The following is a 17,374-nucleotide window of genomic DNA, read 5'->3' as shown; positions in this document are numbered from 1 at the left end:
GTGCGGGACGGAAGGAGAGCAGTGTGTCGACACCGCCCGGGGCCGGACAGCAGCACGGCGAGGACCCACCCCTCGAACCGGTCCGCGTCCTGCGGCTGCGCCGCACCGACGCGCTGGCCGAGCTCATGCGGGAGTTCCGGGAGGGCACCGGGGCCTACGACCCCGTGGCCCTGCCCCCGGCGGCCGACGGAACCGAGGACGCGACGCAGGAGCTGCCGCCCGTGCCCGCCGAGGCACCGTCGGGCGCCGGCACCCGGCGGGGCGGGGCTCCCTCCACCGGCCCTTCGCGGGCGTCCGCCCCCGCCCCGCGGTCGGGGCGTGGCGGCGGGGACGTACCCTTTCCGCCGCCCGGTCACCGGACGCGCCGGGCGGCCGTGGCGCTCGCCGTGGCCGCCGCCGCGCTGATCGGCTTCGGCGGCGCCCTGCTGCTGCCGGGGCGCGGCGAGCAGGCAGCGGCCGGAGCCCCGCACCCCTCCGCGACCGGCCCCGCGGCTCCCGCTCCCTCCGCGACCGGCCCGCCCGGTTCCCCCGCGCCGCCCGCCGCGACCGGCTCCGCCTCCGTGCCCGGGCCCGCGCCGGACGCGACCGCCGCGGACGACCCGGACGGCCCCGGCACGCTGCGCGCGGGCGACAGCGGGCCGGACGTCACCGAGTTGCAGGTACGCCTGCTGCGCATCCCGGACGTCTACCGCGACGGCAGCACCAACGGCCGGTACGACGCCGCCCTGGAGGCGGCCGTCGCCCGCTTCCAGCTCTGGTACGGCATCCGCGGCGACGAGACCGGCGTCTACGGCGACGACACCCGCCGCGCCCTGGAGGCCCGCACTCCCGCCGGGGGCGCGTGAAACGGCCGGGACGGGGGCACCTGTTCCGGGGCGCCGCACGGCGGCGGCAGCGCGGGAAGGGAGCGGAGCGCGATGACGGCCATCGAGGAGTTCAGCCACCGGCTCGACCCGGAGATGTGCGTGGTGACCGCGGCGGCGGGCGGGGAGCGGGACGGCTGCCTCGTGGGGTTCGCCGCGCAGTGTTCGATCCGGCCCGTGCGCTTCACGGTGTGGCTGTCCAAGGCCAACCGGACGTTCCGGGTGGCCGAGCACGCCGACCGCCTCGCCGTGCACCTCCTGACCCGCGAACAGCACGCGCTGGCCGCCCTGTTCGGCGGCCGGACCGGCGACGACGGCGTGGACAAGTTCGCACGGGTGGCCTGGACGGAACGGTCCGGGGGCGCGCTCGTCCTCAAGGACGCGCCGGCGTGGTTCGTGGGCCGCATCCTGCGGCGGACCGACGCGGGCGATCACGTGGGGTTCCTGCTCGAACCGGAGGAGGCGGGCGAACGGAAGGACCTCGACGGGCCCTTGCTCCGGCTGTCGGACGCCCTCGACATCCGGCCGGGACACCCGGCCGAGGACTGAGCTCCCCGGGCCGCCCTCGGCTCGCGGACCGCCTCTCACCCCGGACCGGCTCCGCCCCCCCGGGCCCCGCCCTTACGCCGGTTCCACGGGCGCCCGGATGTCCACGACGCACACGTCGTCCCGCCGTTCGCTCCCCAGCAGCGACGTCAGCAGTGGGTTGAGGGAGCCGGGGCTGTCGGCGCGGTGGGCCGTGGTGGCCTCCGCGAGCCGGTCCAGACCCCGGTCGAAGGGCTCGCCGGGCCGCTCCACCAGCCCGTCGGTGTACAGCAGCAGCCGGTCGCCCGGCTCCAGCACGCACTCGGCCTCCTCGTACCGCGGGGACGCGGTGGCCCCCAGCAGCACGCCCCGCGGCCGCTCCAGGTAGCGGGCCTCGCCCCCGCGCAGCAGCAGCGGCGGCGGATGGCCGGCCTGGGCCCACTTCAGACGCCGTTCGTCCGGGTGGTAGCGGGCCAGCACCATGGTCGCGGTGGTGTACTTGTCGCGGGAGTGCAGGAGCAGGGTGTTCAGCCGGGACAGCGCCCCGGTCAGCGACGAGCCCGTGATGATCATGCCCTTGGCGGTGAAGCGGAGCTGCGCCATGGTGGCCACCGCGTCGATGCCGTGCCCTGCCACGTCGCCCACCACGAACAGCGCGTCGCCGTCGGGCAGTTCGATGGAGCTGAACCAGTCCCCGCCGACGTGGATGCCGGACTGCGCCGGGAGATAGGCGACGTCCACCCGCAGCCCGCTCAGCTGCACCGGCCGGCGCGGCAGGGGCAGCAGCGCGTGCTGCAGCCGGCCCGCCAGCGTCCGCTCCGCCTGGAGGAAGCCGTGCTGCTCCAGCATCGCCCGCTCGCTCTCGACGAGGGCGAGCTCCGCGCTGCGCTGCGCGGTGAGGTCCTGCAGGAAGCCGTGTACCTGGACGGGGACGCCGTCGGCGTCGGGCAGGGCCTCGGCGACGGCCCGCAGATGGCGTACGCCGCCGGCCGTGCTGATCCGGAACGGGACGTCGAACGGCTTGCCCTCGGCGAGCAGGTCGCGGACGGCGCGGGCGAGGGCGGGACCGTCCTCCGGCACGGCGAGGTCCGCCAGGCCGTGCAGCCGCACCGGGCCGCGCGCGGGGTCGCGGTCGAGCAGGGCGAACACCTGCGGCGACCACGCCGTCTCGTGCGTGACCAGGTTCCAGGTCGCCCAGCCGAGCCGGCCGAGCCGCTGCAGGTCGGCCAGGCGCTGTTCCTGGAGGTCCGAGGACTCGTGCCGCAGCCAGGTGACCACCAGCCCGTCGCCCAGACGCGCGGCGCGCATCGAATAGGTGGACAGCTCCCCGGTACCGGCCACGAGGTCGCGCTGCGCGAACGGCTCGCCCTCGTAGGGCCGGCCCGTGGCGAGCGTGCTCAGGAGGCCCTGCCACAGCGGGGTGCCGGCCACCGCGGGCCAGCAGTCGGAGAGGCACAGGCCGACCAGCTCGCGGCCGCTGCGGCCGACCACGTCGACGGTCTGCGGAGTGGCCGCGTCGATGCGGCAGTCCTCGACCTCGCCCGACGGCCCGTACAGCGGAGTGAGCAGTACGGAGGCGCCCGGGAGGGCGTCGAACAGGGGCGGGACGGCGCCCGGATCCTCGTCCGTGGCCCCCTTCGCGGCGCGTCCCGGGCGCGCCGCGAGGACGCGCAGCCGGCCGGCGCAGAGCTGGGCGGCGCCCTCCAGCACCTCCCGGGTGCGCGGGCCGAACGGCCCGCGGCGGTCGCGCAGCACGCCGACGACCACGTCCGCCGTGCCGTCGGCGACCACGGGCAGCCAGGCCCGCGACAGCCACGGCCCGGGGGTGTCCCCGAGCAGCGGGTACCGCTTCTCGTCGGCGGCGTGGTCCTCCAGCCACAACGGCCGGCGCGTGACCAGGGCCTCCAGGGCGGGCGCCCGTCGCACCGGGGGGACGTGGCGCCACTGGTCGGCGAGCGTGTCGTCGATGCCGGCGTGCCCGATCAGCTCCAGGGCTCCGGAGCGCGCCCTGCGGTAGATCATCACCGCGTCGGCGTCGACCGGTGGGGGAGCGAAGTGCTGCAGCAGGCGCCGGGCCAGCTCCTGGGGCGTGCGGACCCGGGTCAGGGCCGGGCCGAGGAGGGCCAGGACGGCGGAGCCGTCGGCCTCCCGGACCGAACCCGGCTCGGCGCCGGGGCCGAGGGGGGCGGCCGGTGACGGCACCACGGCGGAGGCCGGGGACGGCAGTCCGGCGGAGGAGGCGGGGGGAGCCACGGCGCCGGGCCCGCCCGCCGTCGCGCCGGCCGGGGGCACCAGCGCGCCGAGCGTGATCCAGCACTCCTCCGTCAGCGTGCGCCCCGCCGCCCTGGCCCGCTGGACCAGCTCCTCGTGCGCGGCGTCGGGGCAGCAGCCGGTGAGCGCCATGAGGGCGCCCTTGGCGCGCTCCAGCACGGCGGAGGCCGCCGCCAGATCCCGCAGCCGGTCGAGCTCCGCCCGCTGCCTGGCCACGACCTCGGTCAGCGCCGCCAGGTCGGGCGCGGCGCCGGACTCCGCGGGGAAGACTGGCTCGCTCGTCACGCTCATGAGCATCGCACATGCCGGCCGGTCCGATCACAGGGTTGTGCGCCCGGAGCGCCCTGATCACCGCGCGTACCGCAGAAACGTTTTTTCGGAGCGGGTGGGCGTGGTCCCACGACCGGCCCGGCGCGGATCCGGGCAGGACGGTCACGACCGCGGCGGCGGTGACCGGAGCCCGTGACCACGTCCCGCGGACGGTGCCGGAACTCCGTTGCACCGGCGGCGGTGTCAGCGGGCGGCGGGGCGCTCCACCAGCGCTTCGGTCACGGCGCGGACACTGCGGGCGATGTGCTGCAGCTGCATGAGCTCGGCCGCGTACAGCTTGATCGTGTGTTCGATGACCGACTCGGGCATCCCCAGCCGGGGCAGATCGGCGCGGGCGGTCTGCAGGGCCGTGCGCGCCACCCGGATCTCCTGCTGGACCTGGAGGTGGGCGTGACGGGCGAGCAGCACCGGGTGGCGGATCAGCGCGGGGTAGCCGGCGTAGCGCGCGGGCACCAGCTCGCGCAGCCATTTCACCGCCGAGCGCTCCCAGTCGAAGCTGCCGGGTGTCTTGACCTGGCAGGGCCAGTCCGGGGTGATGCGCGTGGTCGTCAGGGGCATGGTGATCGCTTCCGGGTGTGCGGCGTCGTGAAGGGTGGTCCGACGGGGGTGGGACGGCTCCGGCCGCGGTCCCGGCGTGCGAGGGGGGCGGGAGCCGCCTCCGCACCCGGTCCGGTGGACGGCCGGGCCGCCGCGGGCGCTCGCACGGGCGGTGCCCGACCGGACGCCCCGTGCGCCGCCGCGGGTGGCGGACGGCGGCTCGGGGCGTTCGTGCAGGTGCCCGAGGAGGCGACGGCGCCCGTGCGGCGGATGGTGCGGGGTGCGCATGGGGGACCGTCGGCTTTCTCGGGGGCTGTGCGAGGTGCGGGCGAGGGTGCGGTCCCGGCCTGTGGGTGGGCCGGACCGCGATCCGTGAGCAGTATTTATATATGCTGTCTGCTTTTCAAGACGTATGAAAACATTCATGCTTGCTGGACCCGGGGCCGTGTCTCCGCCGCGGACGACTGCGGACTGCCGGGGAGAACGCGTGGCGGCGACGCGCGGCCCGAGGCCCCCGCACGGCGTTCCAGGCCGCGGGCCCGTCAGGACACGGACGGCGCCCCGCACGGGCGCGCAGGACGCACGCCTCCCGGCGCGTGGACGCCTTGCTCGGCGCACAGGCCGAGTCGGCCCAGCGGGGTCGCCGTGCCGTTCCGCCGACGCGGCGCCGAGAGCGGCGCCGTGGCGACGGCGCCGCTCTCGGTCCGCCTGAGAAGGCGGTCGGCGCTACGCGGTCGGCCCTTGAAGAACGCGGTCAGTCCCTCCGGGGAGGAACGAGGTCAGTCCTCCAGGAAGAACCGGTGCTCGTCCGCCAGTTGTTCGTACTCCTCCAGGCGGGCCTGGGTCCGCTCCGGGTCGGCGTCCGTCATGGCCTGCAGCAGCGCCGCGCACATCACCCCGGGCGCGGCGTAGGAGTCGAAGACGAGGCGTGAGCCGGTCCCGGTGGCGAAGGTGACGTCGGCCTCGTCGGCGACCGGGCCCAGCGCCAGGTCGGTGATCAGGGCCACCTTGAGCCCGGCGCCCCGGGCGACCCGGACGGCCGTGAGGGTCTCCTGGGCGTGCCGGGGCATCGAGAAGGCCAGGACCCAGGTGCCGCCCGCCTCGCGGGACTGCAGCAGCGCGTCGTAGGCCACGCTCCCCCCGCGCGTGACCAGCCGTACGTCGGGGTGGATGCGCCGTGCCGCGTACGCGAAGTACTCGGCGAGCGACGCCGAGATCCGCAGCCCGAGCACGGTCAGCGGCGTCGACCGCGACAGTTGCCGGCCGGTGTCGATGACCCGGTCGGGATCGGCGACGTCGCGGCGCAGGTTCTCCAGGTTGGCGATCTCGGCGTCGATCGCGGCCTGCAGTTCGTTGCTCCGGTCCTCCTCGGCCGCGCCCGGCCCGACGGCGAGGGTGCGCAGCGCGATCGACTGGAGCCTCTCGCGCAGCGCCGGGTATCCGCTGAAACCGACGGCCGCGGCGAAGCGCGTCACCGACGGCTGGCTGACGCCGACCCGCTCCGCGAGGTCCGTGATGGACAGGAAGGCCGCCTCGGCGATGTTCTCGATCAGGTACTGGGCGATACGGCGCTGGCCGGGGGAGAGGTGGGGGCCGTCGAAGAGGGCCCGCAGCTGGGAGGTCGGAGCGGCCTCCGCCTCGGGCACCGTCTTCCCCGAGGTGATCGCGGACGCCTGCGCGCGAGCCTGCTGCGGCGATGGCACCGAAGCGCCTCCTTTGTCTCCCACAGGGGTTCAACATAGCTCACTCACCGTCGTGACCTGGGACTGCGCCGGGCGCCCCGTCCACCGTCGGCGGATGCCGGCCACCCGCCGACGACGGGAGGGATAGGCGCGCGCCCTACGGGAACCCGCCTCGGGTAAGACCGCACACCACAGACGAGGAGCAGGTCCGTCATGACCGTCCCCGAGGAGAACCGCCCGAAGACCGACACCACCGACGAGGTGCTGGAGAACCGGGAGGAGAACGAGTCGCAGGACGCGGGCGCCACCGGCCGCACCCTGCGCGAGGCGTTCGAGGAGGCGCAGGTGCGCCCCGAGGACTACGAGGAGAGCTGACCGGACGGACCGCTGACACCGACCCCGGCCTCCCACCCCCCCACGGTCCGGCAGACGACACCCGATCCTTCGGCAGGTGAAGCCCGAATGAGCGCACTCAGCGCCCTGGAACAGGCCCTGGAGAACCGGTGGGAGGCGCTGCGGGCGCGGATCGCCGGCAAGGAACCGGTCGAACTCCTCGACGCGCTGCGGCAGGAGTGCGACGCCCACGCGGTCGTGTGCAGCCACGACCGCGTCATCGTGCCCAACGCCTACGACGTCGAGCTCGCCGGCAGCGTCCACGACGAGCTGACGCGCCGCGGCAGCGGGGTGGGCCAGGTGCTCACCGACAGCCTGGCCCGGCACGCCGAGCGGAAGGGTTATACGTGGGCCGGCCCGCTGACGGTGCACATCACCCGCGGGCACGATCTGCCCAACGGCCGCTACCGCGTGGAGAGCCACGTCATGCAGCACGTCAGCGCCGAGGCGTTCCGCACGCCGCCCGAGGCGCCGCCGGCTGAGGGCCGGACCGCGCTCGACGAGGCGTGACGGCCGGCGGACCGTGACCGGGGACGCGTGACGACGGCGGTACCCGACCGGGGAGGGCCGGCGGTCCCGATCGTGGAGGTGCGACGGCCGGCGGGCCGTGACCGAAGGGCCGTGACGGCCCGGAGCCCGCGCCGGACGACCACCGCCGGCCGCGGAGAGTCTCCGCCGGCGGTTCGCACGCGGGCGGGGTGTCCCCGCCCGGGAACCGCCGCCCGAGCCGTGTGCCCTGCGCGGCCCGCCGCCCGAGCCGTGTGCCCTGCGCGGCCGGCGCGGTGTCAGCGCCGGTAGATCGTGATCGAGTGCCCGACGTCGTCGACGGGACGGCTCCCGGCGAGCAGTTCCGCCAGCCGCCCCCGCGCCTTGGCGGCCGCCGAGTCGGACACCACCAGCAGGCCGCGTACCCGCTCCGGGGGAACGCGGCGCGGGTCGGCGGCGTGGATGCCGTAGTACGCGGGCACACCGCTGCCCTTGTAGACCAGCCAGACCCGCTCGCCCGGGTGGCGCGTGCGCAACCGCTCGGCGAGCCGCCCCAGATCCTGGCCCCAGTCGACGTTGGAGTCGTGCAGCCACAGACGGGTCCGTGCCGGCCCGCCGAACGCCTCGTTCGCGTACGGCAGGTAGTAGGGATACGTCCGCAGCGAACTGACCGCGGCGAACGCCACCAGCAGCAGCGCCGCCGCTGCCGTCCACCGCCCGCGCACGGCGGTCACCGCGCCCGCGGCCACCGCCAGGAACATCGGCACGAACACGGCGTAGCGGGTGCCGAGGTCCCGCGACGAGTGCGTCGCCGCGGCCAGCAGCACCGCCGGGGGGATCAGCACGTACGGCGCCGCCGGCCGCAGCCGCCGCACGGCCGCCACCGCGACGGCGCCCGCCGTGCCGAGGGCCAGCAGCCCGAGCGGGGTCTTCACCAGCAGCGCGGCCGGCAGGTAGTACCAGCGGGACCCGGTGTACACCTGCCCGAAGAGGTAGCCCTGCCACGGCAGTCCCTCCAGACCGAACTGCATCCGCATTCCGTCCCGGTAGGCCTCGGGCACCGGCAGCAGAGCGACCAGCAGGGCCCGTAGCCCGTGCACGGCCGGCACCGGTGCCGCCGGCGACCACCGCAGCCGCGGATCGACCACCAGGTAGGCGGCCCACACGACGGCGAACGCGACCGCCACCGCGACGCCGGCCCGTCCGGCGCCCGCCGCGAGCGCCCTGGCCCGGGCGGCGCGCCCGGAGGGGCGCCGGGACGACCACACGGACCCCGCCGCGAGCAGTGCCAGCACGGGCACCGCCGGCAGCGTGCTCATCCTGGTGGCCAGCGCCGCCCCCAGCGCGGCACCGGCGAGCGGGAGGTACAGCCGGGGACGCCGGCGCGCCCGCCACAGCAGCCACGCGGACGTCACCACGAAGCCGGCCGCCGGCACGTCCAGGGTGGCCAGCGACCCGTGCGCCACGACGTCGGGGGAGAAGGCGTACAGCGCCAGCGCCACCAGGGCGCCCGCCCGGCCCACGAGGTCACGGGCGAACGCGAACACCACCAGCCCGAACAGCAGCGTCAGCGCGATCACCGGGAGCCTTGCCCAGAGCATCAGCCGCCACGGGTCGTTGCCGGACTCGTACAGCAGATGCCGCCCGAGCCGGCCCTGGTCGCCGGTGAAGGACCGGTCGACGTGCGGATCGGCGGCCATGACCCCGAGGAGGACGGCCAGCTTCCCCAGCGGCGGGTGCTCCGGGTTGCAGGCCAGGCTGTGCTCGCGCAGGCAGACGGCCGCCGTGCCCACGTAGACCGGCTCGTCGATGGTCGGCGTCTGCTCGGCCGCCGCGGTGACCGCCGCGACGGCCAGCTGGGCCAGCAGCACGGCCACGGCGAGCGGCACCAGCCACCGCCGGTGGCGCCGCAGCCGGGCGTACGCGCGTGCCGCCGCGCTCCCGGCGCCGCCCGGCGCGCGGGGTGCGGCCGCGCCGCCGGGCTCGGTGGCCGGGACCGTCAGCTGTTCTCGCGCCATCATCCGCCCCGCGGCGCCGCCGGTGGGGCGGGGCGGTCGGCAGCCGGGTCACGGCCGGGCCGTCCGCACCGGCACCCGCCGCCAGGGCGTCACCGCTTCACCAGTCGTACCGGCGGACCGCCCGCCGTACACACCGGTACGTCCCGCGGCCGCCCGGGGTTCATCCCCGCCCGACCGGACTCTGTTCGGCGGTCGCGCAGGTCCGCGCACCGTACGGAACCGGGGGTCCAGCCGTGCTCGGGCGATCTGGCGGTCCGTGCGCGCACGGCACGGTCACCCGCGCTCGGGCGGTGCGAAAGTCCGCAGTCCGCGCGGAACCGGGGTTCACCCGCGCCCGGGCGGTGCGCAGGTCCGCACGGCAGCGGGTGCACCCGCGCCGGGACGGCCCGTGCCCGGGCGGCGCGCAGGTCCGCGGTCCGCACGGCGCCAGGGTTCACCCGCGCCCGGCCGGACCGTGCCCGGGCGGTGTTCCGGTCGGCGGTCCGCAGGGCGCCGGGGTTATCCCCGCCCGGCCGGACCGTGCTCCGGCGGCGCGCAGGCCTGCGGTTCGCCCGGCTGCGGCACGGCGCTCGCCGGGACGATCAGGTCCGCCCGGTCGCGGGTGGCCGCCACCAGGTCCGCGTTGCGCTGGTCGCTGCCCAGGACCCAGGCGACCGCGGCGTCGTGGTCCTTGCCGAACCGCTCGTGGCGGGCCACCAGCCGGCGGACGCGTTCCCGCTCCTCCGTCTCGCAGAACCACACCTCGTCCAGGTGGGGCCGCACACGGGACCAGGCGCCGGTGTCCAGCAGCAGGTAGTTGCCCTCCGTCACGACCAGCCGGACCGACGGCGGGACCGGTAGCGCACCGGCGACCGGCTGCTCCAGGACGCGCTCGAACCCGGGCGCGTACACCGTCTCGCCGTCCGGCCGCTCGTCCTCCTCGCGGAGCCGTCGCAGCAGGGCCGCGTACCCGGCGGCGTCGAAGGTGTCCGGCGCGCCCTTGCGGTCCCTGCGGCCGAGCCGGTCCAGTTCGGCGTCGGCGAGGTGGAAGCCGTCCATCGGGACCTGCGCGGCCCACGAGCCGTCCGGTCCGTTCAGCGCCCGCACCAGGTGCTCGGCGAGCGTCGACTTGCCCGAGCCGGGGCTGCCCGCGATGCCGAGGACCGCGCGGCGGCCGTCCCGGGCCAGGTCGCGGGCACGGACGAGGAGGTCGTCGAAGGTCACCAGCACACGCGCCAGTGTGCCACCCGTCCGCCGTCGGCATGCCGGGCCCCGGCACTGCGCGGTGGGCGAGTGAGCCACGCCCCGGCCCCGGCGGCCCGCCTCTCGTCGTCGCTCGCCGCGACGCCAGGCCGTGCGCCGGCGTCCCGGGTGGGCGCCGAAAGGGCGCCCTCTGCCCGCACCTCTCACCCTGGTCCGATGACGCTCGTCCCGGGTTCGGCCACCCCGCAGGCCGAGGTGGGTGCCGGGCACCGGGGTTCGGCGTGGGCGTCGTGCCCGGCCGTCGCGGCAAGGGCGCGCCCGGCCCGCTGTCCTCATTGTGGTCCGACGACGCCCGTCCCGGGTTCGGCCACCCTGCACGCCGAGGTGGGTGCCGGGCACCGGGGTTCGGCGTGGGCGTCGTGCCCGGCCGTCGCGGCTAGGGCGCGCCCGGCCCGCTGCCCTCATCGTGGTCCGACAACAGCGTCCGGCCGCATCCCCGGCGGCCCCGCACGCCGACCGCGGCGCCGGACACCGCGGTCCGGCGCAGGCGCCGCGTCATACCGCCCGGGGCCCCCTCCCGCGCGGCGAGCTCCTCGGCCGCCCGGATCGCGGGCCGCCCGCATCCGTGTGCGGGACGGCCTCGGAAAGTACGCTCCGTGTGGCACTCGACACCCTCTCAACGCCGCGCCGCGGGGAAAGGTGCCTGTATGACAGAGCTCGGTCTGCCCGAAGACATCCAAGCCTGCCTCTTCGACCTCGACGGGGTCGTCACGAAGACGGCCGTCGTCCACGCGGCCGCCTGGAAGGAGACCTTCGACGCGTTCCTGCGCGAGCGGGACGGCGACGACTTCCGGCCCTTCGACCAGGCCGACGACTACGACGAGTACGTCGACGGGCGGCCCCGCGCCGACGGCGTCCGCGCCTTCCTCGCCTCCCGCGGCATCGAGCTGCCCGAGGGCACCCCCGACGACCCGCCGGACGCCCGGACCGTCCACGGCCTCGGCAACCGCAAGAACGAGCTGGTGCTGCGCAAGATCCGCGCCGAGGGCGTGGAGCCCTACCAGGGCACGCTGCGCTACCTCCACGCGGTCCGGGCCGCGGGCCTGCGCACCGCGATCGTCTCCTCCAGCGCCAACACCCGCGAGGTGCTGCGCTCCATCGACGCGGAGCGGCTGTTCGACGTCCGCGTGGACGGCGTGGTCGCCGCCGAGCGGAAGCTGCCGGGCAAGCCGCACCCGGACACGTTCCTCGCCGCCGCCCACGACCTCGGCGTCGAGGCCGCGCACGCCGCCGTGTTCGAGGACGCGCTGGCCGGCATGGACGCGGGCCGCGCGGGCGGCTTCGGATACGTCGTCGGCGTCGACCGCGTCGGCCAGACCGACGCGCTGTACGCGCACGGCGCGAGCGTCGTCGTCAAGGACCTCGCCGAGCTGGGGAGCGACACGTGATCACGCAGCGCTCGTACGCCGTCGAGCCGTGGACCGTCCGCGAGACGGAACTCAACCTGGACGTCCTCGCCCAGAGCGAGTCCGTGTTCGCGCTGTCCAACGGGCACGTCGGCTGGCGCGGCAACCTCGACGAGGGCGAACCGCACGGCCTGCCGGGCACCTACCTCAACGGCGTGCACGAGGTGCACCCGCTGCCGTACGCGGAGGCCGGCTACGGCTACCCGGAGTCCGGCCAGACGGTCATCAACGTCACCAACGGCAAGATCCTGCGCCTGCTCGTCGACGACGAGCCGTTCGACCTGCGCTACGGCCGCCTCGTCTCCCACGAGCGCGTCCTCGACATGCGCCGGGGAGTGCTGGAGCGGACCTGCGAGTGGGTCTCGCCGGCCGGTTCGGCGGTCCGCCTGCGCTCCACCCGGCTGGTCTCCCTCACCCAGCGCTCGATCGCCGCGGTGGTCTTCGAGGTGGAGGCCCTCGACGGGCAGACACGCGTGGTGATCCAGTCGGAGCTCGTCGCCAACGAGCAACTGCCGGACACCGACGGCGACCCGCGTGCCGCGGTGGCGCTCCAGGCCCCGCTGGAGCCGGAGGAGCACTTCTCCTCCGGCAGCCGGCTGCGCCTGGTCCACCGCACCCGCAACAGCGGTCTGCGCGTCGCGGTGGCCGCCGACCACGTCGTCTCCGGCCCCGAGCGCACGACGGTCTCCGGCGAGAGCCACCCCGACATGGCCCGGCTCACGGTCACCTCCCTCCTCGAACCCGGGCAGCGGCTGCGGGTGGAGAAGCTCGTCTCGCACGGCTGGTCCGGCGTGCGCTCCCTGCCGGCGATAAGGGACCAGGCGGACGCGGCGCTGGCGGCGGCCGCGCTCGGCGGCTTCGGCGGCCTGGTGCGCGAGCAGGAGGAGTACCTGAGCGACTTCTGGGCGCGGGCCGACGTCGAGGTGGACGGCGACGAGGAGATCCAGCAGGCCGTCCGCTTCGCCCTGTTCCACGTCCTGCAGGCCGGTGCCCGCGCTGAGCAGCGGGCCATCCCCGCCAAGGGCCTGACCGGCTCCGGCTACGACGGGCACGCCTTCTGGGACACCGAGATGTTCGTGCTGCCGGTGCTGACGTACACCGCGCCGGGCGCCGTCGCCGAGGCGCTGCGCTGGCGGCAGAACACGCTGCCCGCCGCCCGGGAGCGGGCCGCCCAGCTCGGGCTGCGGGGCGCCGCCTTCCCCTGGCGGACCATCGAGGGCCAGGAGGGGTCGGCGTACTGGCCCGCGGGGACGGCCGCGTTCCATGTCAACGCCGACATCGCACACGCCGCGGTGCGGTACGTCTCGGCGACCGGCGACGACGACTTCGAACGCGACACCGGCGTGGAGCTGCTGGTGGAGACGGCCCGCCTGTGGCGGTCGCTCGGCCACCACGACCACCACGGCGCCTTCCACATCGACGGCGTCACCGGTCCCGACGAGTACAGCGCGATCGCCGACGACAACACGTACACCAACCTCATGGCGCGGGCGAACCTGCTGGCCGCCGCCGACGCCGTCGAACGCCACCCGAAGGAGGCGGAGCAGCTCGGCGTCGACGACGAGGAGAGCGCCGCGTGGCGGGACGCCGCCGAGGCCATGCACGTGCCGTTCAACCCCACGCTCGGGGTGCACGAGCAGCACGAGGGCTTCACCCGCTACCAGTCCTGGGACTTCGCGGCCACCCGCCCCGACCAGTACCCGCTGCTGCTGCACTTCCCCTACTTCGACCTGTACCGCAAGCAGGTCGTCAAGCAGGCGGACCTGGTCCTCGCCATGTACGCCTGTGGCAGCCACTTCGACGACGAGCAGGTGGCCCGCAACTTCGCGTACTACGAGCCGCTGACGGTCCGGGACTCGTCCCTGTCGGCGTGCGTCCAGGCCGTGATCGCCGCCCAGGCGGGCCACCTGCGCCTGGCCTACGACTACGCGGCCGAGGCGGCCCTGATGGACCTGGACGACCTGGAGCACAACACCCGCGACGGCCTGCACATCGCGTCGCTCGCGGGGACGTGGGTGGCACTCGTCGCGGGTTTCGGTGGCACCCGCCGGGCCGGCGACATGCTGGCGTTCGCGCCGCGGCTGCCGGAGAAGTTCCGGCGCCTGGTCTTCAGCCTGCAGTTCCGCGGCCGCCGGCTGTGCGTGGACATCGGCCAGCACGACGCGACGTACTCGCTGCTGTCCGGGGAGACGCTGACGCTGCACCACCACGGCGAGCCGGTCACGGTGCAGCCGGACACCCCCGTGACCCGCCCGGTGCCGCCCCTGACGCCGCGTCCCACGCCCGAGCAGCCCCCGCACCGGCGCCCGAACGCCCGCGGGCGCGACGGCGAGGACGGCGAGAGGTGACGCCCGGGGTGGCCGCCGCGCCGAGGCAGCGGCGGCCACCCCGGGCGTGCCCTCGCCGCTTCCCGGCAGGTGGATCGGCCCACGCGGAGGGCCGGTTCCCGGCCGGCCGTGCGCGGCGGGCCGGGAACCGGCCCTCCGGCCGTCGCCCGGTGCCGCCGTGCGGGGCGGAGGCCACGGCCCCCGCCGTCAGGCCGCGCCGCCGGTGAGCAGGTCGCGCAGCGCCCGCCCCTCCTCGGGGCTGAGCCCCGTGACGAACTGCCGCAGGGCGGCTATCGCGTCGGGGCCCCGGTCCAGAGCCGCGTGCATCGCCTCCGCGGTCAGCTCCGCCGCGCTCTTGGCGGGCCGGTAGGCGCCGCGCCGCCCGTCGACCTCGCGCAGCACCAGACCCTTGTCGTGGAGCCGCTTGAGGATGGTGTGCACGGTGTTGTAGGCCAGGTCGCCGCCGAGAGCCGTCTGGATATCCGCCGGGGTCAGGGGCCGCTGGGTGGACCACAGCGCCGTGAGGACCGCGCCTTCCAGCTCTCCCGCGTTGCGCCGTCCCGTCCTGTCCTGAGGCCCTCTGCCAGCCATGCCCACAACCTTACAGCGCGTAGGGACCTCAGGACTTCGGAGGTATCGCTGTCTCCGGGAGCGTGCGGAACAGGGTAGTTTGTCGTTGTTTGTTCCGTGATCTTCGGTGCCGTTCGGTCGGCATCCGACGTCCTTCCCGCGCTCTCCTGCGTCCCCCGCCCCGTGCGCCCTCCGGGCCCCGGGGCGGCGGGGCGGCGCGGGCGACCGCGACATGGAGGGGTGAGGGAGCCCGGATGCCCGACACCGCACACGCCGCACCGGCCGGAACACGGCGCTCCTGGCCGCCGGGCCGCTCCCGCGGTCCCCGGCTCGGCGGTGACCGCCTCCTGGCGGCCGTGGCCGCCGCCTTCGCCGCGGCCCAGCTCGTCCTCGTCCGGCCCGGCATGGGCCTCGGCTGGGACGAGACCGTCTACGTCAGCCAGGTCAGCTCCCACGCGCCGGCGGCCTTCTTCAGCGCCCCCCGCTCCCGCGGCGTCCCGCTGCTCGTGGCGCCGGTCGCCTCCTGGTCGTCGTCCACGCCGCTGCTGCGCGTCTACCTGGCGCTGCTGTCCGGCCTCGCCCTGTACCTGGCGCTGCGCGTGTGGCGGCGGATGTTCCCCGCACGCGTCCTGGCGCTCGCCGGGGCCCTGTTCGCCACCCTCTGGGTGACGCTGTTCTACGGCCCGCAGGCGATGCCCAACTACTGGGTGGCCGTGGGCGCCCTGGTCTGCGCGGGCTGCTTCCTGCGCGCCCGCGCGGACCGCGCCGACCGGGCCGGGCTGTGGGGCCTGGCCGCCGGAGCCGCGCTGATGGCGTGGATGCGGCCCATGGACGCGGTGTGGGTGGTGCTCCCGCTGCTGCCCCTGGCCCTGCGGGGCCGTCACTGGCGGCCCCTGGCCGCGCTGTCGGCCGGCCTGGCCGCGGGAGCGGCCGAGTGGGTGATCGAGGCCTACGCCGCGTACGGCGGCCTCGTGCGGCGGCTGTCCGACGGCTCCGCCATCCAGGGCGGCCTCGGCTGGTACTTCGCCGTCGACGACCAGCTGCGCAGCCTCGGCGGGCGGACCCTGTGCCGGCCGTGCACCGGCGCGATGCCGCATCCGGTGGTCACCGCCTGGTGGTTCGTCCTGCCGCTGCTCGCCCTGCTGGGCCTCGCCCTCGCCCACCGCGCCCGGCCGGCCACACCCGCCCTGGTGGCGGTGGGCTGCGCCGCCACGGCCGCGTTCCCCTACCTGTTCCTGATCGGGTACGCGGCGCCGCGTTTCCTGCTGCCCGCCTACGCCCTGCTGGCGATCCCCGCCGCCGACGCCCTCGTCCGGCTCCTCACGGTGCGCGGCCGGGTCCGGCGGCCGGTGGTGGCGGCCCTGGTCGCGCTGGGACTCGCCGGGCACCTCGCCGTCCAGTTCGCGGTCCTCGCCCACACGGTGCAGCGCACGACCGCCGACCGCCGCGGCTGGGACCGCACCGCCGCGGCGCTGCACCGCCTCGGCGTCCGCCAGCCGTGCCTGCTCACCGGGCAGAACGCCATCCCGATCGCGTTCTACGCCGGCTGCGCCTCCGCCGCGACCGGCGGCCCGAACGCCAACACCACCCGGGCCGCCGTCGAACGGGCCGCGCGGCGGATGCCGGTGGCCGTGCTCACCACCGCCGACGGCCGGCCGCCCGCGTACGCCCGCGGCTGGCCCTCCCGGCGCGTCGGCCCGCTGCGGCTGTACGTCGCACCGGCGGCCGGCGCCGGGACGACGGCCGCCCGCACCCTCCCGGTCACCTCGGCAGGCCTGCTTCCCGGCGCCCCCGCTCCAGCTGCCTGACCGGGTCGCCGGTGTACGCCCACGGGGTCCTCGTGGCCCGGCGGCCCAGCATCCGCAGCAGCGGCCCGGCGATGTCCAGGGCACCCGCGAGACAGGCCGCGTGCGCCAGGTAGTTGACGTCGCGCAGTTCCTCCGGCGCCACGGCGGCGTCCCCGCGCGGCACGATCCACCGCTCCCAGGTGCGCCGTACGTCGCCGACCGCGCCGTCGTGGTCCCACTGCTGCCCGCAGCCGACGGCGGACCGCTGCCCCCGCGCGCCCTCCAGGACGTAGCGGAACTCCTCCACCCGCGCGTACTGCACCAGCACCGGCAGGGGGCAGCCGGGCGGCGCCGCCCCGGCCGCGTCGCGGGCGAAGTCGTACATCAGGCCGTGGGTGCCGTGCCACCGCGAGGAGTAGTAGTGCAGCACCTGCAGATGGCCCTCGACGCTGTAGGGATCGCGCCGGTGCAGCTCGTCCCACCAGCGGGCCAGTTCCCGGCGCCGCACACCCGTCGGATACAGCCGGGCGACGGAGATCAGCGAGATCCACGGCGTGGGGTCCTCCGGCCAGGTCTCCGTGGCCCGCAGGCAGGCCCGCACCGTAGTGTCCAGCCGGGACTGCTCGACCGGCACGCCCCGGCCCGCCTCGATGGCCAGGTGGAACGTGCGGGCCGTCTCCGTGGCCGCCCGCAGCACCAGCGCGTCCGCGCTGTGCGGCTCGGCGGCCAGCCAGGACTCCACGGTCGAACTGCCCGCGCACGCCTGCGCCAGCAGCCGGACCCGGTGTCCCCGCACCGGCCAGTCGGCACCGGTGTCCCGCAGCAGCTCCCGCAGGCCCTGCCAGCGGCCGATGACGATGTCATGGCGGGCGGAGGTGAGCGCCTGGTCCCCGCAGTCGGGGTCGAAGTCGGGGGTGCGGCTCTCGCGTGCCATCGG

General features: G+C 76.0%; 14 protein-coding genes. 7 read left to right on the top strand and 7 right to left on the bottom strand.

The window, feature by feature from the left end; translation table 11 throughout:
* The first annotated feature begins 23 nt into the window (after positions 1-23).
* Together ABZ920_RS02425 and ABZ920_RS02420 are read left to right on the top strand one after the other, a co-directional pair.
* Positions 24-845 carry a peptidoglycan-binding protein gene (locus ABZ920_RS02425; protein ID WP_361497918.1) on the top strand — a complete coding sequence of 274 codons (822 nt, stop codon included), beginning with the start codon at positions 24-26 and terminating at the stop codon, positions 843-845.
* Between the two features lie 72 nt (positions 846-917).
* Positions 918-1,412 (top strand): flavin reductase family protein, encoded by a 495-nt coding sequence (locus ABZ920_RS02420; protein ID WP_361497915.1) that lies wholly within the window; start codon positions 918-920, stop codon positions 1,410-1,412.
* Between the two features lie 72 nt (positions 1,413-1,484).
* Here the strand turns inward: ABZ920_RS02420 and ABZ920_RS02415 are convergent, their stop codons facing one another.
* From ABZ920_RS02415 to ABZ920_RS02405, 3 genes are all read right to left on the bottom strand, one after another.
* On the bottom strand, positions 1,485-3,950 hold the full coding sequence (locus ABZ920_RS02415) for a SpoIIE family protein phosphatase (protein WP_361497912.1): 2,466 nt from the start codon (positions 3,948-3,950) through the stop codon (positions 1,485-1,487).
* Between the two features lie 222 nt (positions 3,951-4,172).
* Positions 4,173-4,553: a hypothetical protein gene (locus ABZ920_RS02410; protein ID WP_361498357.1), complete on the bottom strand. Its 381-nt coding sequence runs from the start codon at positions 4,551-4,553 to the stop codon at positions 4,173-4,175.
* Positions 4,554-5,305: 752 nt separating this feature from the next.
* The gene (locus ABZ920_RS02405) at positions 5,306-6,229 is read right to left on the bottom strand and encodes a MurR/RpiR family transcriptional regulator (RefSeq protein ID WP_361497909.1); all 924 of its coding nucleotides are present in this window, start codon (positions 6,227-6,229) and stop codon (positions 5,306-5,308) included.
* Between the two features lie 192 nt (positions 6,230-6,421).
* On the opposite strand from ABZ920_RS02405, the gene ABZ920_RS02400 reads away from it, so the two are divergent.
* Positions 6,422-6,583, top strand: coding sequence for a hypothetical protein (locus tag ABZ920_RS02400; RefSeq protein ID WP_361497906.1), 162 nt, complete (start codon positions 6,422-6,424; stop codon positions 6,581-6,583).
* A gap of 87 nt (positions 6,584-6,670) precedes the next feature.
* A complete protein-coding gene (locus ABZ920_RS02395) occupies positions 6,671-7,111 on the top strand; it encodes a DUF3662 domain-containing protein (RefSeq protein ID WP_361497903.1) in 441 nt (146 codons plus the stop codon).
* 275 nt (positions 7,112-7,386) lie between these two features.
* Here the strand turns inward: ABZ920_RS02395 and ABZ920_RS02390 are convergent, their stop codons facing one another.
* Both ABZ920_RS02390 and ABZ920_RS02385 read right to left on the bottom strand, forming a co-directional pair.
* Positions 7,387-9,108 (bottom strand): glycosyltransferase family 39 protein, encoded by a 1,722-nt coding sequence (locus ABZ920_RS02390; protein ID WP_361497900.1) that lies wholly within the window; start codon positions 9,106-9,108, stop codon positions 7,387-7,389.
* Positions 9,109-9,603: 495 nt separating this feature from the next.
* Positions 9,604-10,314 (bottom strand): nucleoside/nucleotide kinase family protein, encoded by a 711-nt coding sequence (locus ABZ920_RS02385; protein ID WP_361497897.1) that lies wholly within the window; start codon positions 10,312-10,314, stop codon positions 9,604-9,606.
* A gap of 680 nt (positions 10,315-10,994) precedes the next feature.
* On the opposite strand from ABZ920_RS02385, the gene ABZ920_RS02380 reads away from it, so the two are divergent.
* Both ABZ920_RS02380 and ABZ920_RS02375 read left to right on the top strand, forming a co-directional pair.
* A complete protein-coding gene (locus tag ABZ920_RS02380) occupies positions 10,995-11,735 on the top strand; it encodes a beta-phosphoglucomutase family hydrolase (RefSeq protein WP_361497894.1) in 741 nt (246 codons plus the stop codon).
* Positions 11,732-14,101, top strand: coding sequence for a glycosyl hydrolase family 65 protein (locus tag ABZ920_RS02375; RefSeq protein WP_361497891.1), 2,370 nt, complete (start codon positions 11,732-11,734; stop codon positions 14,099-14,101). Before ABZ920_RS02380 ends, ABZ920_RS02375 begins: the two co-directional genes overlap by 4 nt.
* A 186-nt stretch (positions 14,102-14,287) precedes the next feature.
* On the opposite strand, the gene ABZ920_RS02370 is transcribed toward ABZ920_RS02375, so the two are convergent.
* Positions 14,288-14,671 (bottom strand): BlaI/MecI/CopY family transcriptional regulator, encoded by a 384-nt coding sequence (locus ABZ920_RS02370; RefSeq protein ID WP_361497888.1) that lies wholly within the window; start codon positions 14,669-14,671, stop codon positions 14,288-14,290.
* A 233-nt stretch (positions 14,672-14,904) separates the two neighbouring features.
* Between ABZ920_RS02370 and ABZ920_RS02365 the strand changes: the two genes are divergently transcribed.
* Positions 14,905-16,458, top strand: coding sequence for a hypothetical protein (locus ABZ920_RS02365; RefSeq protein WP_361497885.1), 1,554 nt, complete (start codon positions 14,905-14,907; stop codon positions 16,456-16,458).
* On the opposite strand, the gene ABZ920_RS02360 is transcribed toward ABZ920_RS02365, so the two are convergent.
* Positions 16,412-17,371: a hypothetical protein gene (locus ABZ920_RS02360; protein ID WP_361497882.1), complete on the bottom strand. Its 960-nt coding sequence runs from the start codon at positions 17,369-17,371 to the stop codon at positions 16,412-16,414. The two genes, ABZ920_RS02365 and ABZ920_RS02360, sit on opposite strands and share 47 nt — an antisense overlap.
* Between the last annotated feature and the right edge of the window lie 3 nt (positions 17,372-17,374).

The sequence above is a fragment of the Streptomyces sp. NPDC046831 genome (assembly GCF_040645305.1).
GTDB lineage: Bacteria > Actinomycetota > Actinomycetes > Streptomycetales > Streptomycetaceae > Streptomyces.
This window is presented reverse-complemented; position numbering and strand designations above follow the sequence as displayed.